Origin of the sequence: Ruminococcus sp. NATIVEDY160 (genome assembly GCF_045819885.1) — a bacterium.
In the GTDB taxonomy this organism is placed as follows: domain Bacteria; phylum Bacillota; class Clostridia; order Oscillospirales; family Acutalibacteraceae; genus Ruminococcoides.
The window spans coordinates 964,092-987,352 of sequence record NZ_CP162391.1 but is presented as its reverse complement, the minus strand read 5'-3'; the positions used below and the strand labels follow the sequence as shown (position 1 = coordinate 987,352).

The 23,261-nt window shown below is 51.0% G+C and carries 19 protein-coding genes; 8 read left to right on the top strand and 11 right to left on the bottom strand.

Translation table 11 applies throughout. The features are described 5' to 3' along the window. Positions 1-11 precede the first annotated feature (11 nt). A complete protein-coding gene (locus AB1I49_RS04830; protein WP_316609865.1) occupies positions 12-1,247 on the bottom strand; it encodes a BaiN/RdsA family NAD(P)/FAD-dependent oxidoreductase in 1,236 nt (411 codons plus the stop codon). Continuing rightward, positions 1,237-2,121, bottom strand: a complete 885-nt coding sequence (locus AB1I49_RS04825) for a MurR/RpiR family transcriptional regulator (protein WP_316609864.1) — start codon at positions 2,119-2,121, stop codon at positions 1,237-1,239. Before AB1I49_RS04825 ends, AB1I49_RS04830 begins: the two co-directional genes overlap by 11 nt. A gap of 185 nt (positions 2,122-2,306) precedes the next feature. On the opposite strand from AB1I49_RS04825, the gene hisH reads away from it, so the two are divergent. From hisH to AB1I49_RS04805, 4 genes are read left to right on the top strand one after another with little or no spacing between them, the layout of a single operon-like run. Beyond that, on the top strand, positions 2,307-2,921 hold the full coding sequence (gene hisH, locus AB1I49_RS04820; RefSeq protein ID WP_316609863.1) for an imidazole glycerol phosphate synthase subunit HisH: 615 nt from the start codon (positions 2,307-2,309) through the stop codon (positions 2,919-2,921). A gap of 2 nt (positions 2,922-2,923) precedes the next feature. Continuing rightward, entirely contained in the window at positions 2,924-3,679 is a 756-nt protein-coding gene (hisF, locus tag AB1I49_RS04815) for an imidazole glycerol phosphate synthase subunit HisF (RefSeq protein ID WP_316609862.1), read from the top strand. 15 nt (positions 3,680-3,694) lie between these two features. Next, a complete protein-coding gene (locus AB1I49_RS04810) occupies positions 3,695-5,320 on the top strand; it encodes a TFIIB-type zinc ribbon-containing protein (RefSeq protein ID WP_407721532.1) in 1,626 nt (541 codons plus the stop codon). Next, positions 5,310-6,116 carry a TPM domain-containing protein gene (locus AB1I49_RS04805; RefSeq protein WP_407721531.1) on the top strand — a complete coding sequence of 269 codons (807 nt, stop codon included), beginning with the start codon at positions 5,310-5,312 and terminating at the stop codon, positions 6,114-6,116. Before AB1I49_RS04810 ends, AB1I49_RS04805 begins: the two co-directional genes overlap by 11 nt. A gap of 56 nt (positions 6,117-6,172) precedes the next feature. Here the strand turns inward: AB1I49_RS04805 and AB1I49_RS04800 are convergent, their stop codons facing one another. Further along, positions 6,173-6,553: a DUF4339 domain-containing protein gene (locus tag AB1I49_RS04800; protein WP_316609857.1), complete on the bottom strand. Its 381-nt coding sequence runs from the start codon at positions 6,551-6,553 to the stop codon at positions 6,173-6,175. Positions 6,554-6,701: 148 nt separating this feature from the next. Between AB1I49_RS04800 and AB1I49_RS04795 the strand changes: the two genes are divergently transcribed. The 3 genes from AB1I49_RS04795 (at position 6,702) to AB1I49_RS04785 (ending at position 8,759) form a co-directional block, all read left to right on the top strand. Further along, on the top strand, positions 6,702-7,253 hold the full coding sequence (locus AB1I49_RS04795) for a VanZ family protein (RefSeq protein ID WP_407721530.1): 552 nt from the start codon (positions 6,702-6,704) through the stop codon (positions 7,251-7,253). Further along, positions 7,229-8,452: a nucleotidyltransferase domain-containing protein gene (locus AB1I49_RS04790; RefSeq protein ID WP_407721529.1), complete on the top strand. Its 1,224-nt coding sequence runs from the start codon at positions 7,229-7,231 to the stop codon at positions 8,450-8,452. Before AB1I49_RS04795 ends, AB1I49_RS04790 begins: the two co-directional genes overlap by 25 nt. 178 nt (positions 8,453-8,630) lie before the next feature. Continuing rightward, a complete protein-coding gene (locus AB1I49_RS04785; RefSeq protein WP_316620484.1) occupies positions 8,631-8,759 on the top strand; it encodes a DUF6774 domain-containing protein in 129 nt (42 codons plus the stop codon). 25 nt (positions 8,760-8,784) lie between these two features. Here AB1I49_RS04785 and spoVAD read toward each other — a convergent pair whose 3' ends face one another. Together spoVAD and AB1I49_RS04775 are read right to left on the bottom strand one after the other, a co-directional pair. Then, complete coding sequence (spoVAD, locus tag AB1I49_RS04780; protein ID WP_407721528.1) at positions 8,785-9,801, bottom strand: stage V sporulation protein AD; 1,017 nt, start codon at positions 9,799-9,801, stop codon at positions 8,785-8,787. Between the two features lie 77 nt (positions 9,802-9,878). Beyond that, positions 9,879-11,195: a GGDEF domain-containing protein gene (locus AB1I49_RS04775; RefSeq protein ID WP_407721527.1), complete on the bottom strand. Its 1,317-nt coding sequence runs from the start codon at positions 11,193-11,195 to the stop codon at positions 9,879-9,881. Positions 11,196-11,385: 190 nt separating this feature from the next. Here AB1I49_RS04775 and AB1I49_RS04770 point away from each other — a divergent pair, with 190 nt between their 5' ends. Further along, positions 11,386-12,216, top strand: coding sequence for a tRNA lysidine(34) synthetase (locus tag AB1I49_RS04770; protein ID WP_316610115.1), 831 nt, complete (start codon positions 11,386-11,388; stop codon positions 12,214-12,216). Positions 12,217-12,259: 43 nt separating this feature from the next. On the opposite strand, the gene AB1I49_RS04765 is transcribed toward AB1I49_RS04770, so the two are convergent. The 6 genes from AB1I49_RS04765 to AB1I49_RS04740 form a co-directional block, all read right to left on the bottom strand. Then, positions 12,260-13,474 (bottom strand): alpha/beta hydrolase fold domain-containing protein, encoded by a 1,215-nt coding sequence (locus AB1I49_RS04765; RefSeq protein WP_407721526.1) that lies wholly within the window; start codon positions 13,472-13,474, stop codon positions 12,260-12,262. A gap of 87 nt (positions 13,475-13,561) precedes the next feature. Beyond that, on the bottom strand, positions 13,562-16,135 hold the full coding sequence (locus tag AB1I49_RS04760) for an NYN domain-containing protein (RefSeq protein ID WP_407721525.1): 2,574 nt from the start codon (positions 16,133-16,135) through the stop codon (positions 13,562-13,564). Between the two features lie 96 nt (positions 16,136-16,231). Continuing rightward, positions 16,232-17,248, bottom strand: coding sequence for a resuscitation-promoting factor (locus AB1I49_RS04755; RefSeq protein WP_201428789.1), 1,017 nt, complete (start codon positions 17,246-17,248; stop codon positions 16,232-16,234). Between the two features lie 15 nt (positions 17,249-17,263). After that, a complete protein-coding gene (locus AB1I49_RS04750) occupies positions 17,264-18,661 on the bottom strand; it encodes an alginate O-acetyltransferase AlgX-related protein (RefSeq protein ID WP_407721524.1) in 1,398 nt (465 codons plus the stop codon). 14 nt (positions 18,662-18,675) lie between these two features. Beyond that, positions 18,676-20,103, bottom strand: a complete 1,428-nt coding sequence (locus tag AB1I49_RS04745) for an MBOAT family O-acyltransferase (RefSeq protein ID WP_407721523.1) — start codon at positions 20,101-20,103, stop codon at positions 18,676-18,678. An 18-nt stretch (positions 20,104-20,121) separates the two neighbouring features. Then, positions 20,122-23,136 (bottom strand): fibronectin type III domain-containing protein, encoded by a 3,015-nt coding sequence (locus AB1I49_RS04740; RefSeq protein ID WP_407721522.1) that lies wholly within the window; start codon positions 23,134-23,136, stop codon positions 20,122-20,124. Between the last annotated feature and the right edge of the window lie 125 nt (positions 23,137-23,261).

Here is a 23,261-nt window from a genome sequence, read left to right as displayed (position 1 = left end):
AAACTTCCTTTCTATATTGCGGCATTCTCGCCCGCGAGTCTGCCGGTACTCCATGCTATCTGAAGATTGAAGCCGCCTGTGTACGCGTCACAGTCGATCACCTCACCTGCAAAATACAGCCCGGCTGCGAGCTTGCTTTCCATGGTTTTTGGGTTGATCTCGTCGGTTTTCACGCCGCCCGAGGTGATTATCGCCTCTTCTATCGGGCGGAAACCGCTTATCGGAACCGTAAAGCCCTTGAGGATCGCGCACAGGGCGTGCCGCTCCTCGCGCGTAACGGCGTTGCATTTTTTATCAAACGGGACTCCCCAGCGCTTTAACACGGGGACAATGATTTTCTTTGGTAAGAGCTTCGAGAACGAATTGGAAACGTCCTTGTTGGAGTTTGCCTTGAATTCGTTCTGCAGACGGCGGTCAAGCTGCTCGCTGTCGAGGGCAGGCTTGAGGTCGATCACCGCCGTGTAGGTATCCGGCGGAATATCGCGGATATGGGAGCTTGCGGAAAGCACCATGGGACCGCTGATACCGAAATGCGTAAACAGCATCTCGCCGAAGTCGGAGTATAATTCTTTATTGGAATTTTTATTGATGATTTTTAGTGACACGTTTTTGAGCGAAAGCCCCTGCATCGATTTGCATTCGTGGTCGCTGCTCTCGAGCGGAACGAGTGAAGGCTTAAGCTCTGTCACGGTGTGACCTGCCTGCTTTGCGAGAAGATAGCCGTCGCCCGTCGAGCCTGTCAGCGGATAGCTCTTGCCGCCGCAGCAGACGATAACGCTGTCGGCATAATAACTCTGTCCCTCACACTTAACGCCGAGGGCTTCTCCGTTCTCCAAAATCAATGCAACGGCGGTGTCATTGACTATCTTCACGCCGCTGTTCAATACATATTCGCGCAGCGTATCGACAACGTCTACCGCGCGTTCGGAAACGGGAAATACCCTGTTGCCTCTCTCGGTTTTCAGCGGCAAGCCGAGACTCTCGAAAAAGCCGATCGTGTCCTCGGGAGAAAATCGGTTGATCGCCGAATACAGGAATCTGCCGTTTACGGGAACATTGCGGATAAAGGTCTGGACGTCGCAGTTGTTTGTGATGTTGCAGCGCCCCTTGCCGGTGATCATGATCTTCCTGCCGACGCGCCGGTTCTTTTCTATCAGTGTGACGCTGGCGCCGTATTCTGCGGCTGTACCTGCGGCGATAAGTCCCGCAGCACCCGCGCCGACGACAAGAACCTTCTTACTTACCATTTTTCTCTGCCTTTTCGTCGTGGTTGGTATAAACGCCCTCGCGATTCCATACGTCCTCGAGCGCGTGGAAGGTCTCCGAAACCTCGTCCTTCTTCTTGAGGACGGTCGCGACGATAAGGGCGTTGATCAGACTGAGCGGCGCGACGAGCGAATCGACAATGGACGCCATATCGCTTCTCGCGATCAGTATCGAGTCGGCGGACTGCACGAGCGGCGACGCCATGCTGTCGGTGATAGCCACGGCGTGAGCTCCGCGTGAACGCGCGAAATCCATCGCTTCAATAGCCATCGAGCTGTAGCGCGGAAATGAAATACCGATCATAACGTCGTCCTCGGTAATGCGGAAAATGTGCTCATAGGTAGAGGTCGCCGAGGTTGTATTTATCAGAACCACGTTGTCAAAAATCAGCTCAAAATAATACGCCAGAAAGCCCGCGATCGCGCCTGTGGAACGAACGCCGAAGATGTAGATTCTCTTCGCGTTGCAGATCTCGTCGACCGCGCGGTTGAAGTCCTCGTGCGAGGTTTCCTCGATCGTGCGGCGGATCTTGTCGATATCCTGATTGAGCACGCTGTCGAGGACGTTGCTGTTGCCGATTCTGCTCGAGGTGACTTCAATTCGCTGAACCGAGGTGAGCTTGTTGCGGATCATTTCCTGCATCGCCTTTTGCAGGCGCGGATAGCCGTCGTAGCCAAGCTCTGTGGCAAAACGGACGACTGTGCTCTCGGAAACGCCGACGGTTTCGCCGAGCTTAGAGGCGGTCATGAACGCCGCCTTATCATAATGCTCCTCGATATACAGCGCAATGCGCTTCTGTCCCTTCGAGAAGCTGTTCATCATCAGATCTATTCTTGTCAAAAGGTGTGTTATCATTATTATGATACTCCTTTAATTTATTCTCATACGTATTTCATTTTATCACACTCACTTGCAGAATTCAATATTTTTTGAAGGAAATTTCCAAATCCCTGAAAGATTTCTGACGTTATTAAAGGTTTTGGTTGCAAAAGAACTTTTACTATGATAATATTATTATATAAGATAAGGAGGACGGTAAAATGATTGCAATTATCGACTACGGCGCAGGCAATATTCAGAGCGTTTACAAGGCGCTCAGGCATATCGGCTGCGACTGCTTCATCACAAATAAAAAAGACGAGATCATGTCAGCGGACGGCGCTATTCTCCCCGGAGTAGGCTCCTTCGGCGACACGGTAGACAACATGGAAAAGCTCGGTATCAGAGAGGCTGTTAAGGAGTTTATCGCCAGCGGCAAGCCGTTCCTTGGCATCTGTCTCGGACTGCAGCTTCTCTTCCCTGCAAGTGAGGAAAGTCCAGAGGCTGACGGTCTGAACATCTTCGCGGGCAGCATTCGCAAAATCCCGAAAAAAGAAGGACTGAAAATCCCGCACATGGGCTGGAACAGCATCGAAATCAACCCCTCGAGCAGACTGTTCACGGGAATCGAACGGAATCCGTATGTATATTTCGTTCACTCGTATTTCCTCAACGCCTACGAGAGAGATATCGTGGCGGCTCAGACTGAGTACGGAGTAATGATTGACGCGGCGGTGGAAAAGGACAATGTGTTCGCGACGCAGTTCCACCCCGAAAAAAGCGGCGAAACAGGCCTCAAGATCCTGAGAAACTTCGCTGCGATTGTGGAGGGCTGATTATGTACGCAAAAAGAATTATTCCCTGCCTCGACGTCAAGAACGGCAGGGTCGTAAAAGGTATGAGCTTTGTAAACCTCGTTGACGCGGGCGATCCCGTTGAATGCGCAAAGCAGTATGACGCTCAGGGCGCCGACGAGCTTGTATTTCTCGATATCACCGCATCGAGCGACTCGAGGAATATCACCATCGACATGGTTGAAAAGGTAGCTGACAGTATTTTTATTCCTTTCACCGTTGGCGGCGGTATCCGCAGCGTTGATGATTTCAACGCGCTTCTCAGAGCGGGCGCCGACAAGGTGTCAGTAAACTCCGCGGCTGTACACCGTCCCGAGCTTATCAGCGAGGCGGCGTATAAATTCGGCAGCCAGTGCGTTGTCGCGGCAATCGACGCTAAACGCAGCGGCGACAGCTGGGAGGTATACATAAACGGCGGCAGAACTCCTATGGGCATCGACGCCGTTGAATGGGCGCTTCGCTGCGCTGAGCTCGGCGCGGGCGAGATTCTGCTCACAAGCATGGACGAGGACGGCCAGAAAAAGGGCTATGACCTCGAGCTGACAAGAGCGGTTTCCGAGCGAGTGAATATCCCCGTTATCGCGAGCGGCGGTGCGGGCGCGCTCGAGCACTTCTACGACGCGTTTACCGAGGGCAAGGCTGACGCTGTGCTCGCGGCTTCGCTCTTCCACTTCGGAGAAATCCCTATCCCTCAGCTCAAGCAATATCTGGCGGTCAAGAATATCCCCGTCAGGATCTGAGAAAGGAGATAATGCATGGTAGGTTGTCCCACCTGCGGAGCTGCCCTTCGGTTCGATATCGCCTCTCAGAAAATGGCGTGCGACCACTGCGGAAACCTGTTTGAAACACAGAAGCTCTCCGACAACAGCTCTCGTGACGACGCGCGTTCATCGCAGTTTGACAGCTACGTATATATCTGTCCCTCGTGCGGCGCGGAGCTGCTCACCACAGACAAGAACGACGCCGTAGGCTTTTGCCAGTACTGCGGCGGCGCGTCGATGATCTACGAGAAGATGCGTCAGGAATGGAAGCCCGACTACATCATTCCCTTCAAGGTCACAAAGGAGGACTGCAAAAAAGCGTACTGCAAGGAAGTGCGCCGTCATCCCTTTGTTTCGCGCAAGTACAGCAAGTCAGATCTTATCGAGAGCTTCCGCGGTATATATATGCCCTACTGGAGCTACCGCGCAGTTATGAGCGGTCAGTTCCGCGTTCCGGCTCAGTCCGGGCGGCAGCACGTTTCCCTCAATACATACGAAATCATACACTACGACGTTGTGGGTAACTCAAACCTCGCGCTGGAAGGCTATTCCCGCGACGCGTCCATAAATTTTGACGACGACATCAGCGACGCTCTCGCGCCGTATGAGTACCGTCAGCAGATGCCCTTTGCCCCGGGCTATCTCAGCGGCTTTTACGCCGAATCCGGCGACGTCAGCGCTCACGAGTACGACTCCGCGATTAACCTCGAAACCAAAGATGACGCCGTTAATATCTTGGTGAACGACAACGCGGTCAAGAGCTGCTGTGAAAATCTCAAGATTACTCCAAATCCCGACGAGGTAAGAGCCAAGGTCAACATAGAGTCTGCAAAACGCACCCTCAACCCCGTTTGGTTCATGAGCTACCGCAACGGCAAGCAGATCACATACGCCACTGTCAACGGACAGACGGGAAAGGTCGCCGCAGACCTTCCGCTCAGTCCTCTGAGGATCCTTCTTTTCGCACTTGGCTTGTCAGCGGCAATCTTCGGAATTATCGCGCTGCTGATGAACGTGATTCCGTCTATTCCGTCAATAAAGGCGAACGGCACATTAGGACTTTGCCTTATACTTATGAACGCGGGTATGTTTTATCTGCAAAACTCATTCAACCGCACCGTATCGGGCAAAGGCGGCACCCGAACAAGGGTCGCCACAGGAGGCTACACTCTTTCGCTGATAGTCTGTCTATTTGCGTTTATCGGCGCGATAACCGACGGCTCATATGAAAAGGATCGCTTTTTCATTTGTATTATTCCGATGATGGCAACCGCTGTCATTATGCTCTTCGCGCATTTCAGGCAGGCTGCGTATACAAGTCTGATCAAAAAAATGGCAACGGACAACACCTCGGTTCTGCGTACGCGCGTTATAACCGAAGCGAAATCCTTCCTCAGAAAGGTCGTCTGGCTCAAGTTGGCTATGTATCTCAGCATCGCAATCGGCGCAATGATCGTTTACATTGACCCCGCTTACAACGCAGTTTCATACGGCGCTTGCTTTGTCGCGGCGGCAGAGCTGTTCGGTCTGGCTCTATTCCACATTCACTTCCAGACTAACGTCGCAAAGCGACCCCTGCCCCAGTTCAACAAGAAGGGAGCGCGTTACGATGAAAACTAAAATCTTTGTTTCAACCGTTATCGCCGCGCTGCTCATTCTCTGCTGCGTATTACCCGTCGGAGCTGCTCAGCGGCAGGACGCTCAGTACACCAACCCCGAAACCTCGTATCAGGCGATCATTATCGACGACATCGACCTTCTGACCGAGAGCGAAGAGGCAAAGCTGATCGAGGAAATGACTCCTCTGACCGAATACGGCAATATCATTTTCTGGTCGACAGATGTTCACAAAACCGATTACATTGACCAGGCGAGAGTTAAGCGCCGCTCGCTATATGACCTTGACAGCGCGGCGATCCTGATGATAAACATGAATACTCGCAAGGTCGTTATTCAGTCATACGGTACAATGTACCAGTACATCACAGACTCAAAGGCGCGTTCCATTACCGACAACGCAAGTCATTACGCTACCTCGAAGGACTATTACATGTTCGCAAAGGAAGCGTACTGTCAGATGTACAAGACAATTAAAGGCGAATTCATCAGCGAGCCGATGAAGTACACAAGCTACGCTGTGATCGCCTCAATGCTCGGAGTGATCATCGCTCTCAGCATCGCCTTCTCGAAGCGACACAATCCGCTCAGCAAGGATTACGAGCACGCGCGAGTAATGACCGCAGGCAACGCAGTTGTCGGCCCTGTCAGCGTTTATGAAACCCGCAGAGAGAAAATCTACGTCAGCTCGTCGTCGGGCGGCGGCTGCAGCGGCGGTTCAAGCTGCGGCGGTGGCGGTTGCTCAAGCTGCGGTGGCGGAGGAGGAGGCTGCGGCGGTGGCGGCGGTTCGTCCTTCTGATTAAATACCAAACAATAAAAGACTGCCTTAACCATGAACGGTTTCGGCAGTCATTTTTATTCTGTGAGATCTGTTTCGGTTACATCATTATTGCCGGCATCACTCTGCGGTTCCGCGTCCTCTCCCTCAACAGTCTTCGGTACCGGCGGCGGAGTAAAGCTCACAAGAGGCTTGACCTCTGAGATGTTCGCAGCGAAATCCCAGTCAGCCATCTGCGGCTTCCAGATATAGCTTTCGCGGGTGACTTGTTTTTCGCGGATCAGCTCGCGCAGCTCGTCAAATGAAAACGGACCCTTGCTCTCGCCGCCGATCACCGCGTAGTAAACATCAGAGCTTTTCTGCGGAATCTGCGCGCGCATATCCATTAGCAGTCTGCCCATTGCGGTACCCATATTGTAGGTGTATAAGCCGTTCATCGGATAAAACCAGTAAAACATCGCTGCCTCCTTATCAGATATCTGTATTGTTTTCTACATGCTCAGTATAACACATTCCCGTTGCCTGTTCAATCAGATAACGCAAATTAATTGACATTTGAGCAATTTTCCTTTACAATATCTATATCAAAACGAATGGCGGATATCAATGATAAATTTTTTACATTTTTACGCGCAGCCGATGAATATTGTATATCTCGAAATGGCGGGAATGTACCTTATCTGGCTGATAATGATGCTTTTTCTGCCGAAGAAACCCCGGCGAATCATCAGTACAATATGCTGCGTTCTATCGGTTGGATTAATTCTGTTTTTTACAATTTACAAACGTTCACAAGGCGGAGAACTCAGTCTGATTCCTTTCATCTCATTCACAAAGATCAAGGAACAGCCTGAAATACTCAGGTCTATGCAGATGAACATATTCCTGTTTATCCCCTTCGGACTAAGTACCCCGTTCGCTCTTCCGGAGCGCTTAAGGCACAAGGTGCTGCTGACCGTGCCGGCGGGAATGGTTATCTCTGCGTGCGTAGAGGCGTGTCAGTATTTCTTTTCACTCGGACATTGTGAAACGGACGACGTTATTATGAATACAATCGGCGCATTTGCCGGAGCTACGGCATTTTTGATTTACACTGCAATAAAAAAGCTTATCAATAAACGGAGAAGCAACAAATGGAAACACATCAGGAAAAGCTGATCGGTATTGTCCGATATCAGTTATTCGGAGGAGCAAAGCCTCAGATCGATGAGAACGAGCTGCCTGCGATTATTAAAGAAGCATCGCAGCAAACTGTATATACCATGATTTTCCCATTCCTCCGCGATGCAATCATCAAATACTCACCTGAAAAATTCGCTCAGAAAAACGAGCAGTTTCTCGGAAACGTACTGCAAAACACAGCGAACTTCTTTGAGCACGACGAGCTTCACAGACTGATGACGGAAAACAATATTCCCTACTCCGCAATAAAAGGACTCGCTTCGGCTTACTACTACCCCGAAGCCTCGCTCAGGGATATGGGAGATGTGGACTTTCTTGTCAGAGAAACCGACTTTGAAAGAGCAAAATTGGCGGTAATGAGCATAGGCTTTGAGATTGACCACGGAGAAGAAGATACTTCAAAGCACATCGCCTTTCAGAGAAAGCCACTCAGCATCTGGGAACAGCACCGCAGCATTAACGGTATTCCCAATAATGCAGCAGGAAAAATGATCAGAGAGGAAGCCGAAAGAATAATCGATACTTCCGTCACGGTCACCTTGGACGGCGCTGTCTGCCGCATACCGGACACTTTTCACCACGGCCTGATCATGCTGCTGCACATAATCTCGCATATGACAAGTGAAGGAATCGGACTGCGCCACCTCTGCGACTGGGCTGTTTTTGTCGAGCGGCTGGGCAACGATGAATTTACAGAGCTTTTTGAAGATAAACTCAAAAGCTTCGGACTGTGGCGGTTCGCTCAGATCATGACGCTTGTCTCTCAGGAATATCTCGGAATATCGGAAAAGAAATGGGCACAGAATAATTCGATTGACAAAAAGCAGCTGGAAAATGTCATAACTGATATCCTAAACGGCGGAAACTTCGGCAAGAAGGATATGAACCGATACCGCGAGATAAAATATATTTCAAACCGCGGTGAAAACACCGTTGATGACAAAAGCATTGTTTCTCAGGGTCTGAGTACCCTGAACCGCAAGGTATATAATGACTACGGCTGGATTGACAGACACAGGTTCTTTCTGCCTATTGGCTGGGTTGCCGAAGGCGGCAAATATATCGGCCTGCTGATAACCGGGAAACGCAAGAACAAAGGTACATCTGTCATGCTTCGCGAAGCGGCAAAGCGCAAGGATATTTACAGCCAGATGCAGCTGTTTGAAACAGAATAAAAGCAAAAACAGTCACGCTTGACTGTAACAGGTTTATAATTACAGAGCCGAGGATTTTGTTTCCCCGGCTCTGCTTTTGCATATAATATCATAATAAAGTTTAAGGAAGATGATAAAAATGAACGCCTGTGAAATAACAGCCGCGGTTACAGCTGCTGCAAACACCATTGCCTGCTGATTGAACGACGAAGAGCTTGCCTTGTGGTCCTCTGTGCTTGTGCAGCTAGGCGATACGCTTGCGACCATTGCCGCGCAAAGAGATTTATGCAGCCGTATTAATTTTCCAACAAACGAAGCAAATCAATAAAATTTTCCCTATACGATACTGTTTATTAAGAACACATCGGAGAAACTAAATCAATCAGGTGCGCGATGGACGGAATCGTTTTCTTCTGTTCAGCGGTAGTCGCACTGAGCAATGCGCCTGTAGGAACAAAAAGAATATTTGAAAGAATCCCGTTCTCTAAATCGTTCATTATCTTTGAGCAAAACGTCGTCGCGCAGCAGCCGCACCCTGAACCGCCCGCGTGTACGTCCTGTGCTTCACGGTCAAAAATCATCAACCCGCAGTCGTTGTGCCGGCTCTTGATATCAAAACCTTCAGCGAAAAGCAGCTCATAAAGGCTTCGGCTGCCGACAAGACCCAAATCGCCTGTAAGGATCAAATCGTAATTTTCAGGCGAGGTATCTGTATCCCTGAAAAAGGACGCTATGGTATCCGCCGCAGCAGGTGCCATGGCGGCGCCCATATTGTTTGGGTCTGTGACCTGATAATCCGTTATTTTTCCGACTGTAGCCGCGGCTATTGATACACCGCTGTCTGCTCTTCCGACAACGCAGCTGCCGGCTCCAGTTACCGTCCACTGAGCTGTCGGCGTACGCACACTGCCGTACTCGAGCGGAAAGCGGTACTGTCGCTCTGCCGCGCAAAAATGTGAGGAGGTTGCGCACACAGCGTTTCTCGCGGCGCCGCTGTCTGTGAACACAGCCGACATAATAAGCCCCTGCCCCATCGTTGAGCACGCGCCGTACTGCCCGAGAAAAGGCAGCTGAAAATCGCGTATACCAAAGCTCGAGCCTGTGCATTGATTCAGCAAATCGCCCGCAAATATATAATCAATCTCATCGGTAGTCACTCCGCTTTTCTCAATCGCTAAACTGACTGCTTCGGCCTGAAAGCTGCTCTCGGCATCCTCAAAGGTTTCCATGCCGTTGTATGGGTCGAATATAATTCTGTCAAAGAATTTTCCGAGAGGCCCTTCGTACTCCTTCTTTCCCGCAACAGACGCGTATCCCTTGATTACGGGAGTATTTTCAAAAATCAGAGTTCTGTTTCCGATTCTTTTCATGATATCACCTCTCAAATAGTATGTGAAATCATTGCAAAAACATGCAAAAAGGAGCTGACTCGCGTCAGCTCCCTGTTTTATGCATTCATTTTTATAAGCGCCTTTCCGCGGCGTTTGAAGCGGTACATTTCCTTGTCTGCCTTATTGAACAACTCGTATGTACTGATATCTGTATTCTCGCGGCGGGCGTAGCCGTATGCGAGGTCGAGCTTCAGATTGGATTTGCTGTTGTATTCCTTAATATGATTTTTAAACTTGCGAAGCGCCTTCTCAATCTGAGCAAGAGTTTTGTAACGTCCAATCACGGCAAACTCGTCGCCGCCGATCCGGAAGCATTTTTCGAAGTCCTCGAATGAAAGTGAGATTATCTCAGCCGCCTTCTTTATTATCTTGTCACCCTCGGCATGACCGTATTTATCGTTGATCCGCTTGAGATTGTTGAGGTCAAAGACAATGTAACACAGCTCATCGCAGTCAAAGCTGGCCTCCTGCTCTAGAATAAAGGCATTTCGGTTATTGATATTGCACAGGCTGTCGATATAAGCCATCTTGCGCACGCTCTCGTAATCAGAAGTCTTTATATACCTGCGGGCGGCAATGTTCAGCATTTCCGAAAATACGATATACGCATAAATCGATAGTGCCAGACCACAGCACAGCATAAATAGTTTTCTCTGCTGGACGATATAAAATACAAGTCCCGAAATAATCAGCGCTATCTGAACAACACACAGCACCATTGCAAGATGCTTGCCGTCGGTCTGTTTGCCTGACAGCGTTCTGATATGCAGCAACGCACTGGACATAACGAAAAAGCAGAACAAAAAGCCTAAAACGCGAACTGTCAATGTCACGTACTCCTGCGGCGCCTGCAGCATACCGAGAATGAAAAACGCTGCCTCCAAAATAAGGAAGATCCATTCCGACAGAATAATCCATTTGCGCTTGTATACCAGCTTGACGCAGGCGATAAACAGCTGCGGCATAAGCATTAGACTCGCGCACGAAATATAACCCGAGAGCTCACGTGAGCCGGGCAGAACGAACATTGTATTCGCGTCCGTAAGGAAAAACGCCGCTGCGATAAGGAAAAATAATCCCGCTCTTAAACTGATTACCGAAGCTTCCTTGTTGCGGTCAAACTTTCTGTGAATCAGTTTACCCAGAAGCAGCGAGGTCAATCCCGATGTTAAAAATACAACGAAAAACGCAAGTGAAATATAGTTATCGCGAAGATAACCGGTCATGTTACGAATATAGAGAGAAGTCTTGTCCCACTCAGTCATCACCGATGGAAGAGGAATCGAAATAAGTCTGCACACAATCGGACAGATAACAGCAAGGAGGAGCAAAACTCCGTTTTTGATACGCAGCAACTTGTTATCAGTCAGCATACGAATCACCACCTCGTTATATACCTTATATATATTATAATATATAATTATGTCGCAAACAATTGGTATTGTGTGCAATAATTTACACTTTGTCAATACGTGTCATGACAATTTATCATATCAGCAATTTTATCCCATATTGACAACCAAGCGATTTTTTACTATAATTCTCTTGAATCGAGGAGATAGTATGAAAAGAGAACTCACATTCGCTCAACAGGTTGAGCGCAGTATAACAAAAAAGTACCGCAAAAAGATCTGGAATCCGTTTGTCGCCGCCGTAAAGCGCTATGAACTGATAAAGGAAGGCGACAAGATCGCCGTTTGTATTTCCGGAGGCAAGGATTCAATGCTGCTAGCAAAGCTGATGCAGATGCTTCAAAGATACAGCGAGGTGCCGTTTGAACAGATTTTTCTCGTGATGAACCCGGGTTACAACGAAGAAAATCTGCTGCAGATAAAAAAGAACGCCGAGCTGCTAGAGCTGCCGGTTGAAATTTTTAACACAGATATTTTTGATATCACCGAAAAGGTTGACCGTTACCCATGCTACCTGTGCGCGAAAATGCGCAGAGGACACCTCTATCATGAGGCGCAAAAACGCGGCTGCAACAAAATCGCACTCGGGCACCACTTCTCCGACGTGATTGAAACAACTGTTATGGCTATGTTTTACGGCTCTCAGCTGCAGGGCATGATTCCAAAGCTGAAAAGCACCAACTACGAAGGAATGGAGCTTATCCGACCGCTCTACTGCGTTCACGAAGACGATATCATCGCGTGGACAAGATACAACGGTCTGCGTTTCATTCAATGCGCCTGCCGCTTTACCGACGCGAAGTTTGTTGAGGAAACGGGCGGCACAAAAAGGCAGGAAATCAAAGAGCTTATCCGCGAGCTTAAAAAGACTAACCCAAATATCGAGAAAAGTATTTTCAACAGTCTGCACCGGGTTCACCTCGACACCTTTGTCGGCTTCAAGACAAAGGGCAAGGAATACAGCTTTCTGGACAGATATTAAAATACGCCCCGACGTTTGTCGGGGCGTTGATTATTTTTGTGTGTTAGTCCTCAATCTCGGCTTCGGTGAATTCGTCGACAGCATCTTCTGCGATAGCGTTAAGCTCTTCTACGGAAGGGATCTCGCCTTCGCCGTCCTCAGTTTCAGCCTCGCTCACAATAGCATCAGCAAGCTCGGACTCGTCAAGGTCGGAAATATCCATCAGACTGTCGTCCTCCTCGGCTCCGTAAAGCTCGGAAGCGATAATACCGATCGCTTCCTCTCCCTCGGGAATCGGCAGACCTACAAAGAAGTGCATCTGGTTCTTGTAGATATGAACGTCGATATCGAGGTTCTTGTCCTCGGCGATTTCGCGCAGCTTCCTGACATCGGCGCAGAAAATTTCGCGTGTACCCGCGAATACGGTCAGCTTGGGCAGACCGACGAGGTCGCCGTAAATCGGGCTGACTGCGGGGTGTGTCAGGTCAAGGTCGCCCGCGTACTTCTCACCCTTGAAGGCGAGCTTCTCGATATTGAGAATGGGGTCGCTCGGCTGAATCTCCTCCATCTCGGGGTTGCTGTTGGTGATATCGAGCCACGGAGAAATCAGGAAAGCCTGCTTGGGCATGGGAAGCGCGAGATATCTGAGCTTCTGCAGAATAGCCAGAGCCAGACCGCCGCCTGCCGCGTCGCCGACAAATACTACGTTCTCGGCGGGAATACCCTTGCCTCTCACTATGTAGAGATAACGGTCGATAAGCATCTGCTGAATCTCCACCGCGGTATGAGCCGGAGCCTTGGGATATACGGGAAGAATGAGCTGTGCGCCGAGCTTGTTTGAAAGCCTTCTCATGAAAGCGTAGTGGTAGCGCGAGGGGTTGTACCAGAAATTGCTGCCGTGGAAATAGAAAATCACGTCGTCGGTCGTCTTGTTCTTAGGCTCGAGAACAAATGTATCCTCGAAATCGTCGAGCTCACGGAGTCCGATTCTCTTTCTGACCGCCTGCGGAAGCACAAAGGGCTTTGAGCTCTTTTCCATGCTCTCCTCGAAGCTCGGTTCTCTCTTGACGGAAACGGGCAAAGCTCTTGTGGCGTCCTCAAGAACAAGGCTCTTGACACTTCTGTCCTGCTTCTTTGCCTGAACGCTCTTGGCGATAACAAGACCCGTAGCAGCGGCGGTAACAGCGGCAGCAGCGCCGATTGCGATTTTCTGTGAGGTTTTCAGCTTAAAGATTTTTCCTGCGGCTGTGGAAATAGCCGACTTGACAATATTATTCATAATATTACCTCCTAAATACATATATAATATTATACCACATATTTCGACAAAAAAACAATTATTATTTCAAAAATATATTGGGCAGTATCATATATGTGACTGATTCTCCTCGCTGATTATCCGCCTGATTTCCTCTTTGGCATTCCTTACCTCGTCGAGAAAAGCGCGAGAGGAAACCCTGAGAGCGCCGTTTCCGAGAATGATAAGCTGCTCCAATCCGTCTGAGGTGACAACTCGCACACGGTTGTTTTTGGCGAGCTGATGGGAGGTTTTTTCGATGTACATATCTGCGGTTTCAGCTTCCTTTGTGTAAACGACGCTGATCCCGTTCACCTGCTCGACCTCGCGGTGGCTGCCCTTTACGCGGTAGGCGTCAAACACGACTATCAGCTCGCACTGACGGAAGCCCTGATAGTTGCAGAGTATATTGATCAGTGCGCTTCTCGCGCCGTCGATATTAGTCTCGGCGAGCTCGTTGAGGTGTTCCCACGCGAAAATCACGTTATAGCCGTCAACGAGCACATACTCCGTGCCGTCGTAGGACGGCTTTTTCTTTTGATATTTCGGTTCTGACGGTGCCGCGAAATGACGCTTGCTCTCGCCTGACGTGCGCCTTCTGACAGGACCGTAGGTCTGCTCAAAGATGTGCATGAGCTCCTTGTCGAGAATGAAAATATCCTCCTGCGTGCTGCACTCGGCAATCATTCTCTCTCGTGTAAGCGGCTTCTGCTTTGGCTGCTCAAGCGCGCTCGGCAGGTGCATATACTTTTTGACCTCGTTCCATTTAACATTATGACCCGCTCCGTGAGAACAGAATACGGAACCGCAGGGATTATCCGTATCCGCGTCGCAGTCGTAGCCAATGGCGGCGATTACCTCGTCGGGATCGTGACACGGCGCGTAACCCTTGAGCGAGCACTGCAGCCTGCCCTTTCCGCGCGTATACTGCACCACCTCACGCTGATAGTCGCGCATGGCGGATACAGGTGCGGTACCTGTGATAACTGCGCTGTCCTCTGTGGTTTCGGGCGGATCGAAGTCGCCGTGCATACGCTGAATATCAGTCATCGCCCTTCCGACGCACTCAACCGGTACCTCGAGCGTAAATTCAAACACAGGCTCGAGGATAATGCTCTTTGCCGAGCGCAGACCATGACGGACAGCGCGGTAGGTTGCCTGACGGAAATCACCGCCCTCGGTATGCTTGGCGTGAGCCTTGCCCGACGCGAGAATTATCTCCATATCGGTGATCGGTGAACCCGTGAGAACACCTAGATGGGTTTTCTCGGAGAGGTGTGTAAGGATAAGTCGCTGCCAGTTTTTGTCAAGGCTGTCCTCGCGGCACTCGCTGCGAATTGCAATTCCGCTGTCACGTTTTGCCGGCTTCATAATGAGATGAACCTCGGCGTAGTGGCGGAGCGGCTCAAAATGACCAACCCCTTCAACCGTATCGGTAATGGTTTCTTTATAAATTATATTTCCTTTATCGAAATTTACTTCAAAACCTAATCTGTCATTTATTACTCTTTTGAGGATCTCGAGCTGAATCTCACCCATCAGACGGAGCTGGATCTCTCCAAGCCGCTCGTTCCAGATGACGTTTAGCTGCGGGTCCTCTGCTTCGAGAATGCGTAACTTCGCGAGGGCAGTGTGCACGTCAATATTATCAGGCAGAATAACCGAGAAATTGAGCACTGGCTCGAGCATCGGCAATGCGGCGTTTTTTTCGCTGCCAAGACCGTCGCCTGTCCGCGTAAAGCTGAGTCCCGTAACGGCGCAGACCGTACCCGCGGCGGCTTCGTCCACGGCGGCGAACTTCTCGCCCGAATAGACACGAATCTGATTCACCTTCTCGCCGCTCTTGTTGTTATCGCTCTTTACAACCTCTCTGACCCTGAGAGTGCCGCCTGTGATTTTCATAAAGGTCAGGCGGTTACCCGAGGAATCCTCGGAGATTTTAAACACGCGCGCGGCGAAATCAGCGCCGTAACCTGGCATCTCGGTATATTCGCACAGGCAGTCTAGAAACTCCTTCACGCCGTCCAATCTGAGTGCGGAACCGAAAAGACACGGAAAAACCTTGCGCTGTTTTATCGCTTCAATAATATCTGATTTTTTCAGCGTATCCTCCTCGAATTTCACGAGAAGCTCCTCGTCGCATAAGGCGACGTTTTCAAATAACTCGTCCTGATTTCCGAAGTCAACGCAGCCGTCACTGAGCTTTGTGCGGAGCTGATAGAACACCACCTCCCTGCTTGCGCTGTCAAGATCCATCTTGTTGACAAAAATGAACGTCGGCACACGGTAGCGGCGTAGAAGCCTCCAAAGCGTCTGTGTATGGCTCTGAACACCGTCTGAGCCGCTGATTACGAGAATTGCATAATCGAGCACCTGCAGCGTGCGCTCGGTTTCTGCCGAAAAATCGACGTGCCCGGGAGTATCGAGAAGAGTGAACTCAACGTCGCCGCAGGAGAGTATAGCCTGCTTTGAGAATATTGTAATGCCGCGTTCGCGCTCAATAGCGTTCGTATCGAGAAAGGAATCCCTGTGGTCTACCCTGCCGAGCTTGCTGAGAGCGCCCGACGTATATAACAGCGCCTCGGAGAGGGTCGTCTTGCCCGAATCGACATGAGCGAGAATACCCACCGCGATTTTTTTCATAGAATCACCGCCTGAAAATCTGTCTGAAACCATGATACCATAAATGCGAAAAAATGTAAAACAAAAGCCGACAGAAAGCTGCCGGCTTGATGGTTATTAATATTGCTGGTACTCAACGGAACCGTCGGAGTAGTGGATCTCGTAGTAGCCGTGACCCGAACCGTCGCAATCGGGGAAGTTCTCCTTGCTGACAACGGTCTTGCCCGCGGGCTGCTCCTGCTGTGACTGCTGAGGCTGTTCCTGCTGCTGTGATTGCTGGGGCTGCTCCTGCTGAGAGGACTCTGCCTTGGTACCGCGTGTGACAACCTTGTCAACCGCTTCCTTGGTGACCTTCTCCTCTACCTTCTCGCGGCTGTCCTCCTTGCCGTCTACGTACTTGACCTTATAGGTAACGGTCTTTTCGCCGTCCTTACCCTCCTGGGTAACCTCTTCCTTGCCGGCTTCGAGGCTGTCGCTTTCCTTCTCTACGGTCTTGTACTCGATCTTCTCGGTCTTTTCCTCGGTCTTGTACTCAACGCGCTTAACGACGATCTTCATGCCGTCTTTGATTTCGGCGGTGAGCTTCTCGCTGACCTCGTCGTCCGCACCGAGAGTAACCTTCTGCTCCTTGAGGAAGTCCTCAACGGTCTTTGCCTTGGTAGCTACGTCGTTTGTCTTGCCGTCAACGGTAAGTGTGACCTTTGTGCCCTTTACCATGTTGATAACCATGCCGTCCTCGAGGTACTTGTCCTTGTCGATGTCGGGCTCGCAGCCGTCGGTGTTAAGTCCTGACTTCTTGATGGCGTCGGCAACAGTACCGCCTGTCATCTCGATCTCTCTCGACTCATCGCCGAGCTTGACGGTTACCTTGGCGTAGCGCTTAACGGTGATTTCCTTTATATCCTCGGCGATTTTCTCGTCCTTGGCGGGTTCGGTTTCGTCCTTCTCGCCGAGCTTGATCTCAGCCTTTTCGAGAACCTGTGAAACGGTCATTCCGACGTTAGCCTCAACCTCGGTCTTGGCGTCCTTGTCGTGAACAGTCAAAGTAACGGCCTTTCCTCCGCATGCCGTGAGTGAAAATACCATTACCAGAACGGTCAGTACCGCCAGCGCGGCAGTTGTTAATCTTTTCATTATATATTCCTCCTATCAAGAACGAAGCTCAAAGAAGCCGTCCTTGTTTTTTACCATTAATTTGATTTCGTACGAGCTGTCCGCCGGGAAGCTCTCGGAAGGCAGATACGCAAGGCAACCTTCGCCGTCCTCGGATTTATAGGAAAACGCCTCAAAGGTCCTTTCTAATCCGCTTTGGTCTTTGACGGTGATATTGTATTCCTCGCTGCCGCTTAAATCCGCGCTGTCAATAAGAGCGGAAATCTGAGTGTATTCCGCGGCGTAATCGCAGGGCTTAACACTTACATTCAACTTGCCCTCAACCGTACCCGAGGCTTTATAGTAGCTCAGCTCGGGCGCGGGCAGCATCGGCGGCATTGTGATCAGCCACTTGATGTTGCGCTCGACAAGCTCCATGACAAAGGTATCGGGCTTGTTTGCTGCAATATCCTGACGGATATTCATCGGGAACGCCTTTGTGAAGATCGCATTGCCGTAAGCGGACGCGAAAAACGGTACAAGCGCGTTTCCGAACGAGTCGCGGTACATATAGAGAGCGCCCGAAGCGTTCGGGTTTGTCGTCTGAATCAGGGTATCCTCGACGGACTTGGTATCTGTGGTGTATGTGTACTTTTCCTCAGCGCCGTAGTAGTAATTGTACTCCGGCTCGGAAGATACGGGATAGAGCATCTTGCTGAGGTCGCCCGTAAAGTCCTTCTTGCGCGTTACCTCGGCGGCGGAATAATCGTCGTGAGGCTTCTGCAGTGTGTCAAGCGCCGTGTTGTACGCGAGCAGAGCACCCTTGTTGTTCCAGTGGGAATCACGCGCGAAATAGAGCGTTTCGCTCTGTTCGGACAGAGGCTCAAAGAGGTTGCAGTAGTTCACGCCGCTGTCCTTGAGCGCGGAATGGAGCAAATCCCTGTTATGGGTATCGGACACCTTCGCGCTGTAGGTATAGGGCATATTATCGGGATAGAGCGTGTTCTTGTTCGGCGCGACCGTAAACAGGAAATGAGCGCCGTTTGATTCGGAGTAACGCTGGATCAGCTTGAGGTTATTTACAACGCCGTTGATTTCTTTATCGGAAAGGGTGTTTTTGCCGAGGTAATCGTCGGTGCTCGAGGTGTAGTACAGCCAGTCGTTATTGCCAACGAGGACGGTGTTGATGTTAGAAGTGAAGAAGCCCTTCGACTGAATCATAGCGTCAGCCTGTATCATCTCGGGACGGAAAGCGAAGTGCTTTTCATAATAGCCGCCGAGCTGAGTAAAGTAGCTGAAATTGAAGCTGCCGTCCTTGTTTGTGACCGTCGGAGCGGCGGACTGGCGCTCGTTGCCTATCGGCTTGTCTGTCGGGCGGAAAATCATTCCGACCGACGGTACAGCGCAAACAGCGACGCAGAACACGGTGAAGATTATAAGTAATATTCTTTTCATGTCACGCCGCCTTTCTAAAATCTGAAGTAGATGAACGGGTTGTACGCGCCCGAGGAAAGGCGGAGCATACACCAGACAAGACCTGCCGCGGCGAGAACATACAGAACTGCCTGTACGCCCTTCCATGCCTTTGAAAGCTCAGCGCCGCCGTAAACATTGGCGCGGATCTTATCAGCCAGCGGACGGATAGGCGCGCAGCCGATGATTGCAACGACCAGCATGACGAGGAACCAGGGTGTGAGCTGTGTGAGCGCGACACTGAGAGCGGACGGAGAAAAGTCGAATCCCGCGAACATTCTGCCGATATAGGCGAAGCCGTAGGAAATCGTGTCCGCGCGGAAAAGGACAAAGCCGAGTATTACGACCAGCATTGTATAGATGTGGCCAAGCACCTTCGGGAGCCTGCGCATGACCGGAACGTATTCCTCAAGCAGGAGGAACAAGCCGTGCCAGAGTCCCCAGAGGACAAACGTCCAGTTTGCGCCGTGCCAGAGGCCTGTGCAGAAAAATACGATCAGGCGGTTGAGCGCGGTGCGCGCTTTACCCTTGCGGTTGCCGCCGAGCGGAAAATAGAGGTACTCCTTGAACCATGTGGAGAGCGAAATGTGCCAGCGTCTCCAGAAGTCCTGAATGCTAACTGCACCGTAGGGATACATGAAGTTTTCCTTGAACTCGAAGCCGAACATCAGACCGAGGCCGATAGCCATATCCGAATAGCCCGAGAAATCGTAGTAAATCTGGAACAGGTAGGCTGCCGCGCCGAGCCACGCGGAAGGCAGAGCGAGAGTGCTCACGTCCTGCGCGAACAAAACGTCGGCGACCTGACCCATGGTGTTTGCGATGAATACCTTCTTTGCAAGACCGCAGATAAAACGTCTCAGACCGCGCGCGATCTTATCGATATCCTGGTGTCGGTCGGTGATCTGACGGTTGATATCGCGGTACTTTACGATGGGACCCGCGATAAGCTGCGGGAAGAAGGTTATGTAGAGTAAGATGTTGAGATAGTTCTTCTGAACCTCAACAGCGCCGCGGTATACGTCGATGACGTAGGACAGCGCCTGGAAGGTGAAGAACGAGATGCCGATCGGCAGCGCGATTTCGGGAACGGGCACCTGCAAGCCTGTAAGGGAGTTGAAGGTGGTGACAAACATTCCCGTGTACTTAAACACGGCGAGAATGCCGAGGTTGACGACAATCGCCGTGACAAGCGCCGCCTTGCTTTTCTTTTGGGGATTATGCTCCACCCACCGCGCGCACAGGTAATTGAGCACCGAGCTGAAAAGCATCAGGAGCACATATACAGGCTCGCCGTAGGCGTAAAACGCGAGACTCGCGAGAATAAGCAGGATATTTCTGACCTTGAGCGAGGGTATCACCGTGTAGAGAAGAAACACCGCGGGCAGAAACACGCTGAGAAAAACGAGTGAACTAAAAACCATTTAAGATATTCCTTCCGACTAGATCTTGACGTGCATCCATGCAGCGCCGCCCTTGATTACGGTGTAATTCACGCTGGTAGGATTGTTGTAGTAGTCGATGCCGAAATAGGTGTGGTCAAAGAAGTGTCTGCCCCACTCGGGATCGTAGACCTTACCCTCGATCTCTGCCCAGCCGTGACCGCCGCTGTGGCAGGCGTAGCAGTTGTCATAGCCGATAGCCTTTGCGAGGAAGGCGAACTCGGAGCCATAGCTGATGCAGTTGCCCTTGCCGTAGACGAGCATATCGTTGGCGTAGAGAACCTCCCAGCCGTCGCCGTGATAGTGCGGGATTCTGGGGTTCAACTCGGTGTAGGCATTCTGGATATAGCGGAACATCTTCCAGAGCTTATCGCTCTTGCTCATGTTTCTGTCGCAGACCTTGTCAAGGAGAAGGAAAGCGCGGTGATAGGTCTTGTCCTTCTCGGTGGTGACCTTCGTGGCTCTGCCGTTTTCGACGTTCCAGTCATAGCCGCCGTAGGTCACGCCGGTTCTTATCGTGAAGTCGAGAGTACCTTTTTCGAGGTACCAGTAACCGTAGGAGTTCTTTGTAACGCCTGTAAAGTTGAAATCGATCTTGCCGTCCTTGCCGGCGTAACGGAAGCCCTCGGCTGATGAACCGACAAGGCAATCCTTCAGCATTACGCCGTCGGAATTATAGTAATATGTGTCATTGCCGATTTTTACATAGCCCTGACGGATTTTGCCGTTGACAAATACATATGACTTGCCGTTGATCGAAAGCGTGCCGTTAGCGACAGCGCCGTTGTAGTAGAACTTTGTATCGTCAATGTAGGAGCTGATAAGCTCGCCCTTTTCATTGACAAGGCGGAGAGTGTAGGCGTAGGCGTTGTTCTTCTCGGCTGTCAGATCATTGTAGGAGGTTTCGGGGGTAGAATCAAAAAGTCTTGCCCAGCCGGAGCTTATTGTGCGTCTGTACAGACGGTAACCCGCGGCGCCGTCAACAGCGTTCCACTTGATATTATTTCCCTTGACCGCATTGCTTACGCTCAAGATAGCAGGCGGCGCGAAATAGCGGTTTGTCCAGCCTGTCCTGTTGAACGGGCTGATGAAGTTGCTAGCTTTGTCAAGGCAGCGGACGGTGTAGGTTCTGGTCTCGCCGTTTTTGACGGTCTTGTCGATAAAATATGTATCGGTGGTTGAGCTGATGCCCTTCCAGCCGTTCTCGCCGTCAAGATAGAAAACGCCGTACTTGTACGCGCCGTCGCACTTGTCCCAGCTGAGCTTCGCGCCTTCGGAAACGTTCTCAAAGGACTTGACCTGAGGAGTTTTGACGAACATGACGGACTTTCCGCTGTTGTAGTAGCTCGTCCACTCGCTGCCGTCGGCGGTTATGCAGCGGACGGTGTAGGAATACTCCTTGCCGGAGGCGGCGGTTCTGTCGGTGTAAGTTCTCGAATCGGTATCCGCAAGCTTGCTCCAGTCGGAGCCGCCGGTCTTGCGGTAAATGCGGAAATTCTTCGCGTTCTTGTCGGCGTTCCACTTGATCACAACACCGTTTTCGGTAACGTCAAGGCTGCTGATTACCGGCGGAGTGAGGAAAATAAAGCTCTTGCCGTCCTTATCATAAGCACTGATAAAGTCGCCGTTCTTGTCAAGGCAGCGAACCGTGTAGGTGTAGCTCTCGCCTGACTTTACATTTTTATTCACAAAGCTCTCGGAGGTCGTGTTGCCTAGACCCTTCCAGCTTCCGTTTTCAAGGACAAACACGCGGTACTTTGCCGCGCCGCCGCACTTGTTCCACATGATCTCGGTGCCGTTTGCGGTATTATAGAAGCCCGTAATCACGGGAGTTTTGATATAGGTGATAGACTTGCCGCTGTTGAAGTAGCTCGTCCAGTCGCTGCCGTCGGCAGTGATCGCGCGGACGGTGTAGCTTACCTGCACGCCCGAAGGAGCGTTCCTGTCAACGAGGGTCGTGGCTGTGGTATCGCCTACCCTGCGCCAGTCGGTATCGGCTGTTTTACGGTAGACGCGGTAATTTACGGCGCCCGCGAGACTTCCCCAGCTGACCTCTACTCCCTCGGTGACGGGATTGAGAGAGGTGATCTTCGGAGTTGTCAGGAAGAGGTAGCTCTTGCCCTCGTGGTCATAATCACTGATGTAGTTTCCGTCGCTGTCAAGGCAGCGCACGGTGTAGGTGTAGCTCTCGCCCGAGAGCAGATCCTCGCTCGTGAAACTGTTGGACGAGGTACTTCCGAGACCTCTCCAGACATTGTCGCGGTCGAGATAAAACACACGGTACTTTGACGCGCCGCCGCACTTATCCCAGTAAATGCGCGTTCCTGTAGCGGTATTTGCGAAATCGGTAATCACGGGCGCTTTGATATAGCGAACGGACTTGCCGTCGGTGTAGTAGCTCGTCCACTCGCTGCCGTCGGCGGTGATGCAGCGGACGGTATAGCTGTATGTCGTGCCAGATACTGCCGATTCATCGGTGAAAAAGTTTGAGGCGGTATCGGTTAGCCTTGACCAGCCCGAATTGCCCGACTTGCGGTATACGCGGTAGTTCTCGGCACCCTTGCGGCTCGTCCACTCAAGGAAAACGCCCTTCTCAGAGTTGCGCACAGCCGTCATCTCGGGCGGCGCGATAAAGGTGTTTTCAAAGCCTTCGCGGTTGAAGTCGCTGCAGAATTCGCCGTCGCTGCCGATTGCGCGGACGGTATAGCGGTAAACCTCTCCGCTCTTCAGTCCCTTGTGGGTCAGGCTGAGCCCTGAGGTAGTGGCAATGCCCTTCCAGCTATCGCCGTTCCATACAAACAGTCCGTAGCGCGCGGCGTTCGGATAAGCCTTCCAGCTGACCTCCGTTCCGTCGGCGGTATTATAAAAATCCGTCACAACGGGGCATGAAGCCTGCGCCTGCTGAGACGCTTCGGCGACGTTCATACCGCTGTCGGTCTGAGCTGCGGATACGGCAAAACCCGACGCGGATATCGCTATGAGTGCCGCGAAAAACGCAACAATCGGTTTTTTCATATCATTTCCTCCCTGTTATCTGTTCTGAGATATAAAAGCCTAAATTATATAATAACACATAATTCCCCATATTTCAACAAGAAATATACATTTTCAACAGGAAATAACCCTCGTGTGAAGTTTTT

What these genes read in the sequence shown, in the direction of transcription:
- AB1I49_RS04830 (WP_316609865.1), bottom strand. Translation starts at nt 1,247, where the DNA reads ATGGTAAGTAAGAAGGTTCTTGTCGTCGGCGCGGGTGCTGCGGGACTT.
- AB1I49_RS04825 (WP_316609864.1), bottom strand. Translation starts at nt 2,121, where the DNA reads ATGATAACACACCTTTTGACAAGAATAGATCTGATGATGAACAGCTTC.
- hisH (WP_316609863.1), top strand. Translation starts at nt 2,307, where the DNA reads ATGATTGCAATTATCGACTACGGCGCAGGCAATATTCAGAGCGTTTAC.
- hisF (WP_316609862.1), top strand. Translation starts at nt 2,924, where the DNA reads ATGTACGCAAAAAGAATTATTCCCTGCCTCGACGTCAAGAACGGCAGG.
- AB1I49_RS04810 (WP_407721532.1), top strand. Translation starts at nt 3,695, where the DNA reads ATGGTAGGTTGTCCCACCTGCGGAGCTGCCCTTCGGTTCGATATCGCC.
- AB1I49_RS04805 (WP_407721531.1), top strand. Translation starts at nt 5,310, where the DNA reads ATGAAAACTAAAATCTTTGTTTCAACCGTTATCGCCGCGCTGCTCATT.
- AB1I49_RS04800 (WP_316609857.1), bottom strand. Translation starts at nt 6,553, where the DNA reads ATGTTTTACTGGTTTTATCCGATGAACGGCTTATACACCTACAATATG.
- AB1I49_RS04795 (WP_407721530.1), top strand. Translation starts at nt 6,702, where the DNA reads ATGATAAATTTTTTACATTTTTACGCGCAGCCGATGAATATTGTATAT.
- AB1I49_RS04790 (WP_407721529.1), top strand. Translation starts at nt 7,229, where the DNA reads ATGGAAACACATCAGGAAAAGCTGATCGGTATTGTCCGATATCAGTTA.
- spoVAD (WP_407721528.1), bottom strand. Translation starts at nt 9,801, where the DNA reads ATGAAAAGAATCGGAAACAGAACTCTGATTTTTGAAAATACTCCCGTA.
- AB1I49_RS04775 (WP_407721527.1), bottom strand. Translation starts at nt 11,195, where the DNA reads ATGCTGACTGATAACAAGTTGCTGCGTATCAAAAACGGAGTTTTGCTC.
- AB1I49_RS04770 (WP_316610115.1), top strand. Translation starts at nt 11,386, where the DNA reads ATGAAAAGAGAACTCACATTCGCTCAACAGGTTGAGCGCAGTATAACA.
- AB1I49_RS04765 (WP_407721526.1), bottom strand. Translation starts at nt 13,474, where the DNA reads ATGAATAATATTGTCAAGTCGGCTATTTCCACAGCCGCAGGAAAAATC.
- AB1I49_RS04760 (WP_407721525.1), bottom strand. Translation starts at nt 16,135, where the DNA reads ATGAAAAAAATCGCGGTGGGTATTCTCGCTCATGTCGATTCGGGCAAG.
- AB1I49_RS04755 (WP_201428789.1), bottom strand. Translation starts at nt 17,248, where the DNA reads ATGAAAAGATTAACAACTGCCGCGCTGGCGGTACTGACCGTTCTGGTA.
- AB1I49_RS04750 (WP_407721524.1), bottom strand. Translation starts at nt 18,661, where the DNA reads ATGAAAAGAATATTACTTATAATCTTCACCGTGTTCTGCGTCGCTGTT.
- AB1I49_RS04745 (WP_407721523.1), bottom strand. Translation starts at nt 20,103, where the DNA reads ATGGTTTTTAGTTCACTCGTTTTTCTCAGCGTGTTTCTGCCCGCGGTG.
- AB1I49_RS04740 (WP_407721522.1), bottom strand. Translation starts at nt 23,136, where the DNA reads ATGAAAAAACCGATTGTTGCGTTTTTCGCGGCACTCATAGCGATATCC.